Here is an 18,749-nt window from a genome sequence, read left to right on the forward strand (position 1 = left end):
CGCGCCGCTCGAGCCATGTGAGGAGTATCACCCTCCAGGCCGCGCCACGGCAATTCTCTGCACGTTCACGCGAAGGAGTGGGACGACCGTCCGAGTCCCCCTGTGTGGCCGCAATTGCCATCCTTCTGGCCCCGAATGACCTGTCTGTGTCGCGCCTCCCGACCATACGCTCATCAACGACCGACGTGACAGTCGTCACATGGCGCGGCGTTTCCGGTCCGATGACACAGCACGCACCCCGGCCACCCGGTTCACCAAGTCCCAAGGAGAACGTATGAAGACCAAGGCAGCGATCCTCGAAGAGGTCGGCGGAGACTGGAAGATCGCCGACGTGGACCTCGGCGATCCGACGGCAGGCGAGGTGCAGGTCAAGCTCGCGGCGTCCGGCCTGTGCCACTCCGACGCGCACCTGGTCACCGGGTCGAGCCCGGTGCCCATCATGCCGGTCCTCGGCGGCCACGAGGGTGCCGGCGTCATCACCAAGGTCGGCCCTGGCGTGACCGGACTGGAGGAGGGCGATCACGTCGTGCTGGCGTTCATCCCCGCCTGCGGTACGTGTCCGTCATGCTCGACCGGACTGCAGAACCTGTGTGACGAGGGCGCCGGGCTGCTTACCGGGCAGGCGATCTCCGACAAGACCTACCGGGTGACCCGCGACGGGCAGCCTGTGCTGCAGATGTGCCTGTTGGGAACATTCGCGCCCTACGTGACCGTGAATCAGGCGTCCGTCGTCAAGATCGAGAAGGACATTCCGCTGGACAAGGCCGCCCTGCTCGGTTGCGGCGTGTCGACCGGGTGGGGTTCGGCGACCGAGATCGGCAATACCCGCCCCGGAGACACGGTCGTGGTCATGGGGGTCGGTGGTGTCGGTATCAATGCCGTCCAAGGTGCCGCGTTCGCAGGTGCACGGTTCGTCGTCGCGATCGACCCGGTGGAGTTCAAGCAGAAGAAGGCGATGGAGTTCGGCGCCACCCACACCTACGCGTCGGTCGACGAGGCAATGGCGGAGCTACCCGACATCACCTGGGGTCACATGGCCGACGTCGTGGTGATCACCGTGGGCGAGATCAAGGGAGAGCACGTTCAGCAGGCACTCGGCATGACGGCCAAGGGTGGCCAGGTGGTCGTCACCGGTATGGGCAATTTCCAGGACGGGCAGGTCGATCTCAACCTCTTCGAGCTCACGTTGCTGCAGAAGCGGGTGCAGGGGGCCATCTTCGGCGGCGCGGGCCCGCGCACCCAGATCCCCAAGCTGCTGCACCTGTATCGATCCGGACTGTTGAAGCTCGATGAACTCGTCACCACGACGTATCGCCTCGAGGACATCAATCAGGGCTACCGCGACATGGCCGACGGCAAGAACCTGCGCGGCGTCGTCCTGTACACCGACGAAGACTACTGAGGAGACACCCAGATGCGTACCCACAAGGACCACTACATCAACGGGCAGTGGATTCCGTCTACGGGGAGTTCGCTTCTCCCGGTGACGAATCCGGCGACCGACGAGACCATCGGCGAAGTCGCCGCGGGGTCGGCCGACGACGTCGACCAGGCCATTCGGGCCGCGCGCGCCGCTTTCGACGGATGGTCGGCGACGTCGGTGGCAGAGCGCGCCGGCTATCTCGGCGCGATCGCGCAGGGACTCATCGATCGTTCGGAGGAACTGGCCGCACTCATCTCGAGCGAGATGGGCGCACCGATGTCGTTCGCCCGTGCGGCGCAGGTCCCGTTGCCCATCAACAGCTTCGCGCAGGCCGCCGCCATCGTCACCGAGTTCGAATTCGAGGGCAGCTACCGCGGGTCGACGATCGTCCGCGAGCCCTACGGGGTCATCGGTGCCATCACGCCGTGGAACTATCCGCTCCACCAGATCGCGCTGAAGGCCGCATACGGCATGGCCGCAGGCAACACCGTGGTGGTGAAACCGAGTGAGGTCACACCGCTCAACGCCATCGTTCTGGCCGAGATCATCGACGCCGCGGGACTTCCGCCGGGTGTGTTCAACGTGGTGTTCGGAACGGGTCCGGAAGTGGGAGAGGCCATCGCGTCGCATCCTGACGTCGACCTGATCAGCTTCACCGGCTCCACCCGGGCTGGGCGACGGGTCAGTGAACTCGCGTCGAACACCGTCAAGCGGGTCTCGCTCGAACTCGGTGGCAAGAGCCCCAACATCCTGCTCGACGATGCCGACCTCACCGCCGCGGTGCCGGCCGCGGTGCAGGCCGCATTGCTCAACTCGGGCCAGACCTGCTCGGCCCTGACCCGTCTGTTGGTGCCTCGCTCCAAACTGGCCGACGTCGAGAGCATCGCGAAAACCGTGATCGAGTCGATTCCCGTGGGCGACCCGACCGACGAGGCCACAGTGCTCGGGCCGCTCTCGTCTCGAACCCAGCAGGAGCGGGTTCTCGGATACATCAAGAAGGGAATCGACGAGGGTGCACGTGTTGTGACCGGCGGACAGACCGAGCCGGGAGACGGTCCCGGAGCCTATGTCCAGCCGACTGTGTTCTCGGACGTCACCACGGAGATGACGATTCACCGCGAGGAGATCTTCGGCCCGGTGCTCGCGATCGAGCCGTATGACACCGAGGACGAGGCAGTCGAGATCGCCAACGACACCATCTACGGTCTCGCCGGTGGGGTCTGGTCTGGCTCGACGGAACGTGCCCAGAAGGTGGCGCGAAGGATTCGGGCGGGCCAGATCGCGGTCAACGATGCCGGAATGAATCTCGATGCGCCTTTCGGTGGCTACAAGCAGTCCGGGATCGGTCGCGAGGCAGGACAATTCGGCCTCGAAGAGTTCTTGGAGGTCAAGTCCATCCAGGGCTGACCGATGGCATTGCCGTCGACGCTGCGAAACCGGGATCGTCTCCGGTTTCGCAGCGAGACGTTCTAGTGTGTGATCACGGCCACATGTCTGATGCGCCCCCGGCACGGATCCGCGGCGCACGACGAGGGAGAGATGAAACATGTCAGTCACCACCACCGGATCGACCAATGATCTGACCACCGAACCGCTGCGCTCGCGTCGAAATCACTGGAACAACCAGGTCCGTCGGCATGCCTTCATGACCCCCGATCAGGCGGCGGTGACCTACCTCGACACTGTGACGACGTGGCGCGAACTCGACGCACGATCGCGCGCATTCGGCGCCGCGCTGCACCGGCGGGGAGTGCAGTTCGGCGACCGCGTCCTGATGGCCCTGCTCAACCGCACCGAATACCTCGAAGCGGTGCTGGGGGCCAATCTGATCGGTGCCATCCCAGTGCCGGTCAACATCCGCATGAGTCCCGCCGAAGTCGGCTTTCTGGTCAACGACAGTGGGGCGAAGGTGATAGTGACCGAGACGATGCTCGCCCCACTCGCCGACGCCGTCAGCGCCGCGACCGGCGGGATCGACACCACTATCGTGGTCGGCGGCAGTGAGAACGAGGCCCACCTCGACTTCGAGACGCTCGTTTCCGAGGATTCGTCGGATCTGCCCGAGATCGATGTGCCCGAAGACACCGTCGCTCTCATCATGTACACCTCGGGAACCACGGGAAAACCCAAGGGCGCCATGCTGACCCATCAGAATCTACAGGCGCAGGCGATGACGGTGATCGCGACGTCACAGAGTGGATCGTCCGACGACGACGTGGCCTCGATCGTTCCACCCATCTTCCACATCGCGGGCCTTGCAGCTTTCGCACCGGTGCTCTACCGCGGGGTCCGGTCGGTGATCCATCCGCTGGGCGCCTTTGATGCCGACGACATGCTCGACACCCTGGAACGGGAGGGGACCACGTCGGTGTTCATGGTGCCCGCGCAGTGGCAGGCGGTATGCGCCGCACAGCAGGCCCGACCACGAAAGCTGAAATTGAAGACGATCAGCTGGGGCGCCGCGCCGGCCTCGGACACCGTCCTCAACGCCATGAACGACAACTTTCCCGAGGCGCTCAACATGACCGCGTTCGGTCAGACCGAGATGTCACCCATCACCACGATCCTCGAGGGTAAGGACGCGCTGCGCAAGATCGGCTCCATCGGCAAGGTGGTGCCCGCGGTGACGGCACGCATCGTCGACCCGATGATGAACGACGTCAAACCCGGGGAGGTGGGGGAGATCGTCTATCGGGGCCCGAACATGATGGTGGGCTACTGGCAGAACCCGCAGGCCACCGCTGACGCCTTCCGCGGCGGCTGGTTCCACTCCGGCGACCTGGTACGCCAGGACGACGAGGGCTTTCTCTACGTCGTCGACCGGGCCAAGGACATGATCATCTCCGGCGGGGAGAACATCTACTGCGCGGAAGTGGAGAACGTCCTGTACGGCCACGACAAGATCGCCGAGGCCGCAATCATCGGTCGTGCCCACGAGAAGTGGGGAGAGGTCCCCGTCGCCGTCGTCGTCCTGGCGGAGGGAGTCGACGATCTCACCCTCGACGAACTCGAGCCCTATCTGAATGACAACCTCGCCCGGTTCAAGCAGCCCAAGGATCTGGTCATCATCGATGAACTGCCGCGCAATGCCGGCGGCAAGGTCGTGAAGCCGAAGCTGCGCGACGCCTATGGGAGCAAGGACGCCGGGCTCGCCCACTGATTCGACGGGTGGGTGGCGCGGGCTCGAATCTCGCGCGCACCCACGAGGGGCGGTCGCGGACGAACGAGCGAAGCGTCACCCCCGGTCTCTCAGGAGCCTCGCGAGGAACGTCGCGAACGTCACCCCCGCACCCTGAGGAGCCTCGCGAGGAACGTCGCGAACGTCACCCCCGCACCCTGAGGAGCCTCGCGAGGAACGTCGCGAACGTCACCCCCGCACCCTGAGGAGCCTCGCGAGGAACGAGCGAAGCGTCACGAAGGGCGCCCTTCGTGACGGCCCTCCGCTATCGCTCCGGACCTCCTCAGGGACCGAGTGGTGACGACTCCCATCCCGCGCCACGACCGCCACCGACGGGCAGTGCACAACCCGAGGAACGTCGCGAACGTCACCACCGCTCCCTGAGGAGCCTCGCGAGGAACGAGCGAAGCGTCACGAAGGGCGCCCTTCGTGACGGCCCTCCGCTATCGCTCCGGACCTCCTCAGGGACCGAGTGGTGACGGCCTCGACCGGCGCTTGCGGTGGAAGTTCTTCTGATTTTTTGTGAAGGGTGCCGAAGATGACATCGGGCGCCGATGGCGTCCTCGTCACCCGCCTGCGTCGCGGCGCGATTCTGGTCGATCGACCAACTCCATAGCAGCGCTGACCTGCTGCGATGCGGCCACTCACGATGCGCCGACCAGTGCAGGCCGATCGGGCGAGAACGTGGCCGAAGCGAGTCCTCCGGCAAAATCAACCTGCTGTGGGATATCTCTCTCATCTGCCGGGCTCACAAACCGTACTCGCGCGTAGGGAAACGATTCGCAACAATCAACCACGTCAGCCGTCGACGTTCTGCGTCCGACCACAACCGCCCGACCCGAGCTCGGCACAGCCGTCGAGCCGGGCGCCGCGACCGCCACGCGCCAATCGGCAGGCACATAAGAGAAGGGAGTCGGTGATGTTCGCTCGCATTGCCATCGTGAACCGGGGTGAGGCCGCGATGCGCCTCATCCACGCAGTCCGGGGTCTGTCCGCGGAGACCGGGCAGCAGATCGAGGTGGTCGCCCTGCACACCGACGTCGACCGGAACGCGACATTCGTGCGCGAGGCCGACATCGCCTACGACCTCGGGCCTGCCGCAGCGCGCCCGTATCTGAACCTGAAGGTCCTCGAGCACGCCCTGCTCGAGACCGGCGCCGACGCCGCCTGGGTCGGCTGGGGCTTCGTCGCCGAGGACCCGAACTTCGCCGAACTCTGCGACCGCATCGGCGTGACCTTCGTCGGCCCGTCGGCCGAAGCCATGCTCAAGCTCGGCGACAAGATCGGCGCCAAGCTGATCGCCGAAGAGGTCGGCGTGCCGGTGGCCGCGTGGAGCCGAGGCGGTGTCGACACCGTGGAGGACGCGCTGGCTGCGGCGGCCGAGATCGGCTATCCGTTGATGCTCAAGGCGACCGCCGGCGGTGGTGGTCGAGGCATCCGGAAGGTCACCAACGACGCCGATCTGCGGGACGCGTACGAACGAACCCGCGACGAGGCGGCCCGGGCCTTCGGCAGCGGCGTGGTCTTCCTGGAGCGCCTGGTCACCGGCGCCCGACACGTCGAGGTGCAGGTCATCGCCGACGGTCAGGGCACCGCATGGGCGCTGGGCGTGCGCGACTGCTCGGTGCAGCGACGCAACCAGAAGATCATCGAGGAATCGGCGTCGCCGGTACTCCCCGCCGACCAGGTCGCCAATCTCAAGGCGTCGGCCGAGCGACTGGCGGTCGCCGTGGGCTATCGGGGTGCGGCGACGGTTGAGTTCCTCTACCACCCGGGCGAGAATCTGTTGGCCTTCCTGGAGGTCAACACCCGTCTGCAGGTCGAGCACCCGATCACCGAGACCACAACCGGTTTCGACCTCGTACGGGCACAGCTGTTCGTCGCCTCCGGTGGCCGCCTGGAGGGTGAGCCGCCGCAGGAACGCGGCCACGCCATCGAGGCACGACTCAACGCCGAAGACCCCGATCGCGACTTCGCACCCGCACCCGGCCGCATCGCACTGCTCGAACTGCCGGCCGGTCCGGGCATCCGCGTCGACACCGGGGTCAGCGAGGGCGACACCATCCCGGCCGACTTCGACTCGATGATCGCCAAGATCATCGCCTACGGCCGTGACCGCGACGAAGCGCTGGGACGGCTGCGGCGTGCGATGCGCGAGACGCGCGTGATCATCGCCGGAGGCGCGACCAACAAGAGCTTTGTCCTCGAGTTGCTGAACCGGCCCGAGGTGATCGACGGCAGTGCGGACACCGGCTGGATCGACCGCGTGCGCGCCGACGGTGAGCTCGTCGCCAACCGGCACTCCGCCATCGCATTGGCGGCTGCGGCCATCGACGCCTACGAGGAAGAAGAACTCGTCGAACGGCAACGACTGCTGTCGACGGCAGCCGGTGGACGGCCGCAGGTCCAGCACGACAGCGGACGTCCCCTCGACCTGAAGCTGCGTGGCGCGGGCTATCGCGTTCGCGTGGCACGGATCGGAGCGCATCGCTTCCGGGTCGGCATCGAAGCAGGTGCCGACACCCACACCGCCGACGTCGAGATCGAACGCTTCGACGAGCACACCGCGCAGATCGTGGTCAATCGTGTCCGCTACCGACTCGTCACCGACACGCACGGACCGATCCACCTGGTCGACGTCGACGGCGTGACCCATCGGGTCAGTCGCGATGAGGGCGGCGTCGTCCGTTCGCCCGCTCCGGCGCTGGTTGTCGCCACACCGCTGGAGGTGGGTGCGGAGGTCGAGGCCGGAGCTCCTGTGCTGGTCCTGGAGAGCATGAAGATGGAGACGGTGCTGCGTGCACCGGTCCGCTCGCGGCTGAAGGAAAGCCTGGTGTCGGTCGGCACGCAGGTCGAGACCGGCGCAACGCTGCTGCGACTCGAACCGCTGGCCGACGATGACGACGACGAGTCAGCTGATGAGGCGACCGAGGGCATCGACCTCGAACTTCCCGCAGAGCCGACGCACGTCGAGGCACACGAGCGCACGACCCGTAGCCAAGAAGATCTGCGTAGTCAGCTGCTCGGGTACGACGTCGACCCGCACGATCGCAGTCGACTGCTCAACGACTACCTCTCGGTTCGCCGTGATGCGCTCGAGAACGGGCGCCGTCCGCTCGCCGACGAGCTCGAACTGATCACCGTGTTCGCCGACCTCGCTGAACTGAGCCAGAACCGGACCTCGGGTGAAGACCTCGGCATCGAGCACGTACACAGCGCACGCGAGAACTTCCACACGTACCTGCAGAGCCTCGACGTCGAGCGCGACGGACTGCCCGAGACCTTCCACACCCAGCTCGGGAGGGCCCTGGCCCACTACGGGGTCACCGATCTGGAACGTACCCCCGAACTCGAAGCCGGCGTGTTCCGGATCTTCCTGGCGCTTCAGAAGCCCGCCGATTCGGTGACCGTGATCAGCACACTGCTGCGGGAGTGGCTGCGCGAACCGACTCCGCGCGACGAACTTCAGGACGCTGTCGGCAGCGGCCTGGACCGGCTCGTGGCGGCAACGCAGGTCCGGTTCCCGGCCATCGCCGACCTCGCACGCGGCGTCGTCTACGCCTGGTACGGCCAGCCGCTGCTGCGGCGCGACCGGGCGCGGGTCTACAACAACGTCCGCAAGCAGTTGCGCTACCTGGACGCGAACCCCGACGCTCCCGACCGCGACGAACGCATCGCGGACATGGTCCGCAGCACCGAGCCGCTGGTTCGACTGCTCGGACAGCGCATCTTGCGCGGCAACTCCGACAACACCGTGATGCTAGAGGTGCTGACCCGTCGCTATTACGGAAACAAGGGCCTCACGGGTATCCACATCCAGCAGGCGGGTGGAGCGACCTTCGTGATCGCCGGACGCGACGGCGCGAACCTCGTGTCGGCCGCGGTGGGTTACGACCAGCTTCCCGCCGCGATCACCGGTCTGGCCGAGATCGCCCGGGACACCGCATCCGTCGATGCCGACATCTACCTGAGCTGGGAGCAGCAGCCCACGGACTTCGACGTCATGGCGGGCGCCCTGCACGAGATCATCAACACCGGATCGCTGCCCAACCAGGTGCACCGCGTCACCGTCACCGTCGCCGGCAGCGGTGATGCCCGCATGCACCAGCACATCACGTTCCGGCAGTCGGCCACCGGCATGTCCGAGGAGCGGCTGATCCGCGGACTGCATCCCTACATCGCCCAGCGGATGCAGATGGAGCGGTTGCGCAAGTTCGACCTCACCCAGCTGCCGTCGTCCGACGACGAAGAGGTGTACCTCTTCCGGTGCGTTGCCAAGGAGAACCCGGCCGACGACCGCCTCATCGCGTTCGCCCAGGTCCGTGACCTCACCGCGATGCGCGAGCAGGACGGCCGACTGCTGACCGTGCCCACCGCCGAGACCACACTGGCATCCTGTGTCGACTCGATCCGGCGGGCTCAGCGCGGCTCCAAGAGGACCGTCAACACCAACCGGATCATCATGTACGTCTGGCCGCCGATCAGCGACACGCCCGAGGATCTCGACACGATCGCCGACTACATCCGGGGCACCGCCACCGACGTCGGCCTCGAAGAGGTGCTGCTCATCGCGCGGCGCCGCGACCGCGACTCCGGCGAGCTGACCAAGGTCGCAGTGCGGTTCTCGGTGAATGCGACCGGCGGCTTCAACGTGACCGTGGGAGAGCAGTCCGACGACCCGATCGAGCCCGTCGACGCCTACCGCCAGAAGGTGCTGCAGGCCGCCCGACGTAACACGGTCTATCCCTACGAGCTGACCGGCTTGCTCGGTGAGTTCACCGAATATGACCTCGATGTCGAGCAGCGACTCGTGCAGGTCGATCGCCCTAAGGGCCGCAACACCGCGGCCATCGTGGCCGGTGTGGTGACCACGCCGTCCGAGAAGTACCCGCAGGGTGTCACCCGCGTGGTGCTGCTCGGGGATCCGACGAAATCGCTTGGTGCACTGTCGGAACCGGAGTGCAGTCGAGTGATCGCCGCCCTGGATCTCGCCGAACAGATGGAGGTGCCGCTCGAGTGGTACTCGCTGTCGTCGGGAGCGCGGATCTCGATGGATTCGGGCACCGAGAACATGGACTGGGTGGCACGCGCACTCAAGCGGGTCGTCGAGTTCACCCAGGCGGGCGGCGAGATCAACATCGTCGTCGCCGGTATCAACGTCGGTGCGCAGCCGTACTGGAACGCCGAGGCGACGATGCTGATGCACACCAAGGGTGTCCTGGTGATGACCCCGGATTCGGCGATGGTGCTGACCGGTAAGCAGTCGCTGGACTTCTCCGGCGGTGTGTCCGCCGAGGACAACTTCGGTATCGGTGGTTACGACCGGGTGATGGGTCCGAACGGGCAGGCGCAGTACTGGGCGCCCAACCTGGAGGCCGCGCGCGACATCCTGATGTCGCACTACGACCACACCTATATCGCACCCGGCGAGCAGGCACCGCGACGGTCGTTGACAAGCGATCCGACCGATCGGGACGTCTCCGATTTCCCACATGTGCTCGCGGGCAGCGACTTCACCACGGTCGGCCAGATCTTCTCGTCGGCGACCAACCCGGATCGCAAGAAGCCCTTCGACATCCGGACCGTGATGCGTGCGGTCGCCGATCAGGACCACCCGGTGCTGGAACGCTGGGCCGGCATGGCCGACGCCGAGACGGCGGTCGTGTGCGATGTCCATCTCGGTGGTATCCCGGTGTGTCTGCTCGGTATCGAGTCGCGGGAGGTGCAGCGTCGCGGCTACAAGCCGACCGACGGCCCCGACACCTACACCGCGGGCACCTTGTTCCCGCAGTCGTCGAAGAAGGCGGCACGGGCGATCAACGTGGCCAGCGGCAACCGTCCGCTGGTGGTGTTGGCCAATCTGTCCGGGTTCGACGGTTCACCTGAGTCGATGCGGAAGCTGCAGTTGGAGTACGGCGCCGAGATCGGCCGTGCGATCGTGAACTTCCGTGGACCCATCGTGTTCTGCGTGATCTCGCGATACCACGGTGGCGCGTTCGTGGTGTTCTCCAAGGCACTGAACCCGAACATGACCGTGCTGGCCATCGACGGCTCGTTCGCCTCGGTGCTCGGCGGCGCACCGGCAGCGGCAGTGGTGTTCGCCGGCGAGGTCGCCAAGCGAGTCGGTGCCGATCCTCGCGTTCGCGAGCTGGAACTGCGGGTGGCGGAGGCCTCCGGGGCCGATCGGCCGGCGTTGAACGCCGAGCTGGCCGATACCCGGCAGTCCGTGCGCGCGGAGAAGATCAGCGAGATCGCCGCCGAGTTCGATTCGGTTCACAGCATCCGACGTGCGGTCGAGGTCGGTTCGGTCGACGCCGTGATCCAGGCCGCCGAACTGCGTCCGCGCATCATCGGTGCCATCGAGGGAAGCCCCCGGTGGTCAGATCACAGTGCGCAGGTAGGGGTTTCGTAGTCGAAACCCTCATCCGAAGAAGTCGGCCACCCCGGTGGTGGCCAGGCTCGACTCCCAGAGCAGTCCTTCGGATTCGGGATCGCGCTCGGGAGTGAGGAGTTGGGCCGGACCCGGCTTCCCACTCCCGAGCGGTCCGTAGAACTCGCCGCTGCGTGCGGTGGGGTCGCACGATGCGCGCAGGATTCCGAGTGCTCCGTCCTCGACGGAGTGAGCGACTCGGAGCGTGCGTTGCAGGATGAGTTTGTCGAGCACCCGCGTTCCGCCGGCATCGGTGGTCTTTGCCTGCAATCCGGAGTTGGTGGGACCCGGGTGCGCGCACAGGCTCGCGACTCCCGAGCCGGCGTGGGTTGCGGAAATCCGATCGTGCAACGCGTAGGTGAACAGCAGATTCGCCAGTTTCGACTGCTGATATCGACGCCACTTGCCCAGGCCCGGAAACCCGTCGCCGCCGAGGTGTCCTCCGTTGGTACCGAGATAGTCGGCGCGAAGGGCCGGTCCGCGTCGGGCTCCGCTCGATTGGTTGACGACGCGGGCCTCAGCAGCTCGCACGAGTAGCGGCCAGGCCCGCGACGTCAGCAGAAAGTGCGACAGGTGGTTGGTCTGCATCTGGATGTCGCACCCGTCGACCGTGGCCTGGTCCGGCAGACCCATCACACCGGCGTTGTTGCACAGCACATCGAGACCGTCGGGGCAGGCCTGCGCGAGCATGTCGGCGGCGACCCGAACGCTGTCGAACCGCTGCAGATCACAGGGGACCTGCACCGCCTCGACGTCATCGTTCCGGAGGTCGGCAGCCGCCGCGTCGGCTCGTTCCGACGGACGATTGAGCAGTATGACGCGTGCACCCAATCGTCCACAGGTACGGGCCATCACAAGTCCGGTGCCGCTCGTACAACCGGTGATGGCGACGGTCTTCCCATCGAGTCTCGGCAGCGTGGCCACGACCTCGTCGAAGAACCGAGGCGCCGGGGCGGGATATGTGCGGGACAGCATGCTCGAGCTCCTGCGTTTGGTGGGATCCAGTGGTGCGTCTCGGAAACACGCAACTAGTGGTGTGTATCTGAATTAGTTGGCTACTCGTTCGAGTGTCGTGCGTGCGCGGGCGATTTTGGCCAGGATGGATTCGGCGGTGGCGGTCCACACGTAGGGTTTCGGATCATCGTTGTGGGCGTTGAGGAATGCCTCGATGCTGGCGATCAACTCGGGCACGCTGCCAAAAATGCCGCGGCGAATGTTCTTGTCGGTCAACTCCCGAAACCAGCGCTCGACCTGGTTGAGCCAGGACGACGATGTCGGGGTGAAGTGGAAGTGAAACCGTTTGTGCCGATCCATCCATCGCTTCACCTCGGGATGTTTGTGGGTGGCGTAGTTATCCAGAATCAGATGGACCTCCAACCCCGCCGGCACCTGCTTGTCGATCGTGTTGAGGAACTTGATGAACTCGTTGTGGCGATGACGCGGCAGGCACTGACCGATCACCGAACCGGTCAGCACATCCAACGCCGCGAACAAGGTCGTCGTGCCGTTGCGTTTGTAGTCGTGGGTCATCGTGCCGGCCCGCCCCTCCACCAGCGGCAACGACGGTTGCGTGCGATCGAGCGCCTGAATCTGGCTTTTCTCGTCCATACACAACACGATCGCGTTCTCCGGCGGGTTCACATACAGTCCCACCACATCGATCAGCTTCTCCTCGAACCGCGGATCATTCGACACCTTGAACGAGTCGACCCGATGCGGTTTGAGGTCAAGATCAGACCAAATCCGTTGCACCGTTGAAGGACTCACACCCACCTTCTTCGCCATCGTGCGGCACGACCAATGCGTGTGCCCCGGCGGCGTGGTCGTCTTGGTCAACCTCACGATCTCGGCGATCTTCTCCTCACTGATCGACGAACGTCGACCGCGGCCCTTTCGGATCAACCCCAACCCCGCCAAACCGTCCTCGGCATACCGGTTGCGCCACGCCCGCACCGTGGCCGGGCGCACCCCGACCTCCTCAGCAATCCGAATGTTGGCCACCCCGTCGGCGGCCATCAACAACACCCGAGCCTGCAACACCTGCTGATGCGGCACCCGCTGGCTACGGGTCAACTTCTCCAATGTCTCTCGCTCACCGGCCGACAAAGCCAACGGTGCTGCAGGCGCGCTCATACCGAAATCATACCCAACGACTAGACGATTATTTACGATACACGCAACTAGTGGTGCGTCTCGTCCGGATCGGAGAAACGGGGCTCGCGCTTCTCCATGCCGGCATACACCGCCTCGAGCTGATTCGGCGAACCCATGAGACCCTCTTGGAGCTCGCTCTCGAGCATCAGGGCCGTTGCCGGATCCGAGCTCGTCCACGTCTGGTCGTACAGATGCTTGGCCGCCCGGACGGCATGAGGTGATTTCTGCGCGATCTCATGTGCGAGATCAAGTGCAGCAGTGAGGGGATCGTCGACGACACGGGTGACGAGTCCGAGGTCGTGCGCTTCGGTGCCCGACAGGATGCGCCCGGTGAAGGTCAGTTCCTTCGCGATGTCGGCGGCCACGAGGCGGGGGAGTGTCTGGGTGATCCCCATGTCTGGGACGAGGCCCCATTTGACCTCCATGATCGACAGTCGCGAGTCCGCAGTGGCATAACGGATGTCGGCGCCGAGCGCGATCTGTAAGCCGCCACCGAAGCAGTTGCCGGTGATCGCGGCGATGACCGGCACCGGCACCCGGGCCCAATCCACCGACACGCGCTGTGCGTCGTTGGCGAGCTGACCTTTCTCGCGGGTGATCAGCGAGCGGGTCGCGTTGCCCTGTCCCAGGCTCGTGATGTCGAGTCCGGAGCAGAAGCTCTTGCCCGCGCCGTGCAGGACGACGGCTCGGAGCCGAGGATCGGTGGCGAGTGTGCCGGTGACATCCAGGAGAGCATCGAACATGGCGCGGTCGAGGGCGTTGTGCTTCTCGCCGCGATCCAGCGTGACCGTCGCGACACCGGAGTCGTCGAGGTCGACGCGGATTCTGTGTTCGCTCATCAGGTGTATCTCCCTACAGTCGTTGTCGGATCGATCCGGGGCCATTCTAGGAGGCCCAGGGCCTCTACCCGCGGCCGGACAGGATCACCTGTGCCGTCGCGGCGACCGCGCGGTCCGGATCCGCGGTCAGCCTGTCCAGCAGGTCGTCGGCTGCGGGAACGGGTATCTCGGCGAGCGACTGCGTGATCCGAAGCCGTGCCGCAGCATCGCTCGTCGCGTCCACATGGGCCCGCAATGCCGCGACGATGTCCTCGGGCGACTGCGGTGACAGTCCTCCGAGTGCCTCGGATGCCTCGACGTCGCGGTGGCCGTCGACGATCATCGCGATGAGCGTTGGGATTCCCGCTGGGTCTGCAGCGCCGGCGAGCGCGATGGCGGCACGCTCACGCACGTCGCGGTCGGCGTCGTCGAGGCCCCGGCGGAGCAGCGCGATCGCGTTCGGATGATCGATCGCCGCGATGGCCGAGACGGCTCGCCGTCGTACCGCATCCTCGGGCGAGTCGAGGCCCGCGGACAAGCCGTCCAGAGCCGCTCCGCCATCGCGCGCGAGCGCCCATCGCAATGCGCCCGAAACGTTCGGGTCACTTTCCGAGAGAAGAGCTTTGACGAGTTCGGGCATACTGAACCCGGCCCCGTCGGTCGGGGCCAGAATCGCCTGCTGTCGTCGGGCACCCGACTCCGAGTCCAGTGCGCGTGCCTGCGTGACGACATGCACCACATCCGCCCAGTCCGTGGGGCCCGATTGCTGTACGCGTTCCAGTCGAGCCAGCAGGTCCTGCTCGGTGGCGATGCGCTCACGGGTACGTTCCATGAGCTCGCTGACCAGAGCGGCCGGCGAAAACCCTGGTCGAGCCATGGCTTCGCGGACGTCCTGGAGGGAGAGGCCCAGCGTTCGGAGACTCTCCACGTGGAAGAGTCTCCGAACGTCGTCGGCGGAGTACTCGCGGTAACCCCCGGTCGTCCGTCCGGTGGGCGCCACCAACCCCAGCCGGTCGTAGTGACGGAGCATCCGGGGACTGACACCCGAGCGCCGGGCGACCTCACCGATCAGCATCGGCTACCCATCGACACCGACAGAGACCCGTCGGGCGAAATCGACAACGAGGTCGAACCCGGCGTCGGGGTCGTCCAGTAGCCGGCGAGTGGTCGTGGCATGCACGCGGACGCCGTCGTCCGGATCTTCCATATGAGCGTCGATGACCGCCTGGGCCGACTCACCGAGCGCCATCAGACCGCGGGTGAGACTCAGCTGTACCTCCTCGTCGCCTCGACCCAATTCCCTCGCGAGATCCGCGGCGAGATCGGCCTGACCGTCGGGCTCGACCAGTGCAACCGCGGCGCGCCACGCGGCCCGGGCGACGTCGTCGTCGCTGTCGTGCAGCAAGACAGACAACGCCGAGAACGCCTGCCGGTCACCGATCTTGGACAACGTGTGCAGGGCCTGGCTGCGCGCCTGGGGGTTCGCCGACCCGAGTTCGGCCACCAGCCGAGGCACCGTGACCTCGGCGGGGAACCGGCACAGAGCCCACGTGAGCATGTCGCGCACGAAGAAGTCGGGGTCGATCCCGCACCGCTCTACGAGAGCCTCGACGAGGCGCACATCTCCGCTGGTTCCAGCGGTCAGCGCGGCGCGAAGCCGCGTCGAATCGTCGTCGGCGCCCAGTGCGTCGATGAGACGAGTTGTCAGATCGTTCATGGTCATGACGATCACCTCCTTCACCGACCATGAAACAGCCTGTCACGGTGTCAAGGTCAAGCGTCGGAAATCGAACAGCGCGTCGGTCGGAACCCTTGCTCGCCATAGACTGTGACCGTGAGCGAGGCCACCTGGGAACTCAGTGATGCAGATGGGTCGGTTGTCGTCCACACCGGCGTCGCCGGTCGGGCGGCACGAACCGGGCATCGGCTGACCATCGAGGCGCAACGGTGGTCGGCGTCGGTGACCTGGGAGGGCGACACACCCACGGCGATCGCGGCGACCATCCCGGTGGACTCGTTGCAGATCATGTCGGGCAGCGGCGGACTGACCCCCTTGAGCGGGGCAGAAAAGGCGGTGGCGCGCGCCAACGCACTCAAGTCCATGGCGGCCGACAAGTTTCCCGAGGTCACCTACGAGACGTCGGCGATCACCGGCGCGGCCGACTCCTACCATGCGGAAGGCACTCTCACGATCCACGGTCGCCGTCGTCCGCACTCGCTCGACTTCACGGTCGCCGACGCCGAAGACGGTTGGGTCATCACCACGGAGACGACGATCATTCAGACCGATTTCGGCATCAAACCGTATTCCCTGATGATGGGTGCACTGAAAGTTGCCGACGACGTTCAGGTGACAATCGAGGTCAGACGCGCAATGGATGCGTGAACGATCGGGATGATCACCCACGTACTCAACGGAACGGGTCGGCCGGCGAGATCCCGAGTCTCCGCAGCGGTGCGCCCAGCCGCCAGTAGAGCAGCCCGCCCAACCCGCGCGGAAAGAAGGTGGAGGTGGTCGAAAGTTCGGCAACCGCGCCTCGGCCGGTTGCCGAATCCGTCAGCGAGAACTCGACGAACGCTCGTCCCACGTGACGGTCGGCGCCGATCCGCAGCAGGTCCGGCCGTCGCATGTCCACGACCTGCCACTGCTTGCCGACGCGGCGGCGGAGTTGGTCCCAGGAATCCTCGGCGCTGCGGGGCACCGACCGGCGCTGTGCGGTCCGAAACACCGTCTCCCCGGCCCATGGCGGATCGGACGGCAGCGGCTCGGCGGGTGGGACCTCGGCCGTCGCGTTCGACCAGGTGGCCTCGCCGTCTCCGCGATGCACTCGATCAAGGGTGGCCACCAGCGCGTCCCGGTAGGACGTCAATCCGCCGACAGGTGCTGCGATGACCTCGTCGATGTCGTGTTCGCGGCAGATGGCGTCACATTCCAACGACTCGATCAGCGGGCGTGCGATCTTTCCTCGGATCGGCGTGACGAATCGGACCCATCGACTCGCGATGGTCGGGGTGAGGTAGGGGAGCACGATCATGCGCCGACGTGGCAGGCCGGCGATCTCGGCGTAGCCCTGCATCATGTCGCCGTATTCGAGGACGTCGGGGCCGCCGATGTCCCACGTACGGGATTCGGGGACCGGAGCGGTCGCCGCCTCCACCAGGTAGTGCAACGCATCAGCCACTGCGATCGGCTGGATCGAGTTGTGCACCCAGCGCGGAGTGGTCATCACCGGTAGCCGCTCGGTGAGGTGGCGAATCAATTCGAACGACGCCGAACCGGATCCGATCAACGTGCCGGCCTGCAGCGCCACCGTCTCGATTCCCGAGTCGATCAGGATCTGCCCGACCTCCGCGCGTGAGGCCAGATGCTCGGACAAGTCGGTGCCATCCGGATGTAGCCCGCCGAGATAGACGATCCGGGATACGCCTCCCGAACGAGCCGCGGCGATCACGTTCTCGGCGGAGCGACGCTCTTCGGCGGCGAAGTCCGCGTCTGTGCTCATCGAGTGCACAAGGTGATAGACGACGTCGACGCCGGCGAACGCGTTCGCGAGCGAATCGCGATCGGACAGGTCGCCGGCCACGACCTCGGCGTCGGGATCAGCCGCCCACGGTGCGTCCGCCAGTTTCGCGGGTGTCCGCGCCAGCGCGCGCACCCGATGGCCACGGGCGATCAGGCGCGGCGCGAGTCGGCCGCCGACATAGCCGGTCGCGCCGGTGACCAGACAGCGTCGCGAATCATTCACAGGTCCACCCTACGGATCGCAACCGACGCCGCCGCGCACTTCAACGTCCTCACGGCTGGTGAGGAGCCGACAGTCCGATATCGGCGAGTACTGCCTTGGCACCTTCGTCATTCTTGGCCGCCTCGCGCTTCACGAGGTCGATCGCCCACTGCAGACCTTCGCGGGCCGCGCGTTCCACGTATTCCTCGTGGATACGGGCGTCGATATTGAGCACGAACCCGGCCAGCGTGTCGATCGGCTCATCGGTGGTGCGGTACTTCGATCGGCTCGGGAACTTCATGCCGAGTTCCTCGTCGGCCATGGACATGGTGGCACCTCCGAACATGCGGTTGAACTCGTCTCCCGAACCTCGGAAGGCGTTGACGTCGACGGATTGCCCCGACACGCTGCCGGTATCCGAGAACTGAAGGATCTGAACAGGTTTGCCGCCGACATCCGCCCAACCCGCATGCCCGTCGCCGGGGTAGAGGTTTCGCGGTGTGTTGTGTCCGAACACGTAGTGGCTGTTCCAGATCGAGACCGGCAGTCCGGTCAACCGTGGTGCCCCCATCCACTCACGCCAATACCAGCGCGGTAGATAGATGGGTAACAGACGGGTGAATCCGGCTGCCCGGTAAGCGGATATGCGGTGGTAAAGGTCGTCGAGAGAGCCTGCGTTCGCGGTGTCTTCGTAGTCGATCTGCAGTGGGAAGTCCGTCGAACCGGCGTGTGATCGCAATAATCGTGCTTCGGCTTCGGGGTCGGTGTGCGTGCGGCAGAAGACATAGCCGCCCCATCGTCCGGGGAACCAGCGTCGCATCTCCGCCTGTGCGCGTGGCCAATACGGGTCACGATAGCTGTCACCTTCGGTGACCTTGTGCGTGGCGAAGGTGATGCCTTCGCCCTTGGCACGAGCGAAGTCGAAGTCCCTCTGGTGGTTGGAGACATCAATCCCGAAGAACGTCACCGTTGGCCTCCACAGAGCACTCGTGCACCCGCCGATCGATGGTGAGGACGAACC

The 18,749-nt window shown here is 65.8% G+C and carries 12 protein-coding genes; 5 read left to right on the forward strand and 7 right to left on the reverse strand.

The window, feature by feature from the left end; genetic code table 11:
* Positions 1-274: 274 nt before the first annotated feature.
* The 4 genes from ACVT6V_RS18945 to ACVT6V_RS18960 all read left to right on the forward strand — a co-directional run bounded on the left by ACVT6V_RS18945 (position 275) and on the right by ACVT6V_RS18960 (position 11,013).
* Positions 275-1,402, forward strand: coding sequence for an NDMA-dependent alcohol dehydrogenase (locus ACVT6V_RS18945; RefSeq protein ID WP_489895442.1), 1,128 nt, complete (start codon positions 275-277; stop codon positions 1,400-1,402).
* A gap of 12 nt (positions 1,403-1,414) precedes the next feature.
* Positions 1,415-2,830: an aldehyde dehydrogenase family protein gene (locus tag ACVT6V_RS18950; protein WP_489895444.1), complete on the forward strand. Its 1,416-nt coding sequence runs from the start codon at positions 1,415-1,417 to the stop codon at positions 2,828-2,830.
* A 139-nt stretch (positions 2,831-2,969) separates the two neighbouring features.
* Positions 2,970-4,583: a fatty-acid--CoA ligase FadD5 gene (gene fadD5 / locus ACVT6V_RS18955; RefSeq protein ID WP_489895446.1), complete on the forward strand. Its 1,614-nt coding sequence runs from the start codon at positions 2,970-2,972 to the stop codon at positions 4,581-4,583.
* 937 nt (positions 4,584-5,520) lie between these two features.
* Positions 5,521-11,013 carry an ATP-binding protein gene (locus ACVT6V_RS18960; protein WP_489895448.1) on the forward strand — a complete coding sequence of 1,831 codons (5,493 nt, stop codon included), beginning with the start codon at positions 5,521-5,523 and terminating at the stop codon, positions 11,011-11,013.
* Positions 11,014-11,022: 9 nt separating this feature from the next.
* Here the strand turns inward: ACVT6V_RS18960 and ACVT6V_RS18965 are convergent, their stop codons facing one another.
* From ACVT6V_RS18965 to ACVT6V_RS18985, 5 genes are all read right to left on the reverse strand, one after another.
* Complete coding sequence (locus ACVT6V_RS18965) at positions 11,023-12,006, reverse strand: SDR family NAD(P)-dependent oxidoreductase (protein WP_489895450.1); 984 nt, start codon at positions 12,004-12,006, stop codon at positions 11,023-11,025.
* A 72-nt stretch (positions 12,007-12,078) separates the two neighbouring features.
* Positions 12,079-13,164 (reverse strand): IS630 family transposase, encoded by a 1,086-nt coding sequence (locus ACVT6V_RS18970; protein WP_489895452.1) that lies wholly within the window; start codon positions 13,162-13,164, stop codon positions 12,079-12,081.
* A 47-nt stretch (positions 13,165-13,211) separates the two neighbouring features.
* Positions 13,212-14,024 carry a crotonase/enoyl-CoA hydratase family protein gene (locus tag ACVT6V_RS18975; protein ID WP_489895454.1) on the reverse strand — a complete coding sequence of 271 codons (813 nt, stop codon included), beginning with the start codon at positions 14,022-14,024 and terminating at the stop codon, positions 13,212-13,214.
* Positions 14,025-14,088: 64 nt separating this feature from the next.
* A complete protein-coding gene (locus ACVT6V_RS18980) occupies positions 14,089-15,078 on the reverse strand; it encodes a MerR family transcriptional regulator (RefSeq protein WP_489895456.1) in 990 nt (329 codons plus the stop codon).
* A 3-nt stretch (positions 15,079-15,081) separates the two neighbouring features.
* Positions 15,082-15,726: a HEAT repeat domain-containing protein gene (locus tag ACVT6V_RS18985; protein ID WP_489895458.1), complete on the reverse strand. Its 645-nt coding sequence runs from the start codon at positions 15,724-15,726 to the stop codon at positions 15,082-15,084.
* Between the two features lie 111 nt (positions 15,727-15,837).
* Between ACVT6V_RS18985 and ACVT6V_RS18990 the strand changes: the two genes are divergently transcribed.
* On the forward strand, positions 15,838-16,389 hold the full coding sequence (locus ACVT6V_RS18990; RefSeq protein WP_489895460.1) for a YceI family protein: 552 nt from the start codon (positions 15,838-15,840) through the stop codon (positions 16,387-16,389).
* Between the two features lie 25 nt (positions 16,390-16,414).
* Here the strand turns inward: ACVT6V_RS18990 and ACVT6V_RS18995 are convergent, their stop codons facing one another.
* Both ACVT6V_RS18995 and ACVT6V_RS19000 read right to left on the reverse strand, forming a co-directional pair.
* Positions 16,415-17,749, reverse strand: a complete 1,335-nt coding sequence (locus ACVT6V_RS18995) for an NAD(P)H-binding protein (protein ID WP_489895462.1) — start codon at positions 17,747-17,749, stop codon at positions 16,415-16,417.
* Positions 17,750-17,798: 49 nt separating this feature from the next.
* Positions 17,799-18,695 (reverse strand): glycoside hydrolase family 25 protein, encoded by an 897-nt coding sequence (locus tag ACVT6V_RS19000; RefSeq protein WP_489895464.1) that lies wholly within the window; start codon positions 18,693-18,695, stop codon positions 17,799-17,801.
* Between the last annotated feature and the right edge of the window lie 54 nt (positions 18,696-18,749).

The sequence above is a fragment of the Gordonia sp. LMA167 genome (assembly GCF_058130025.1).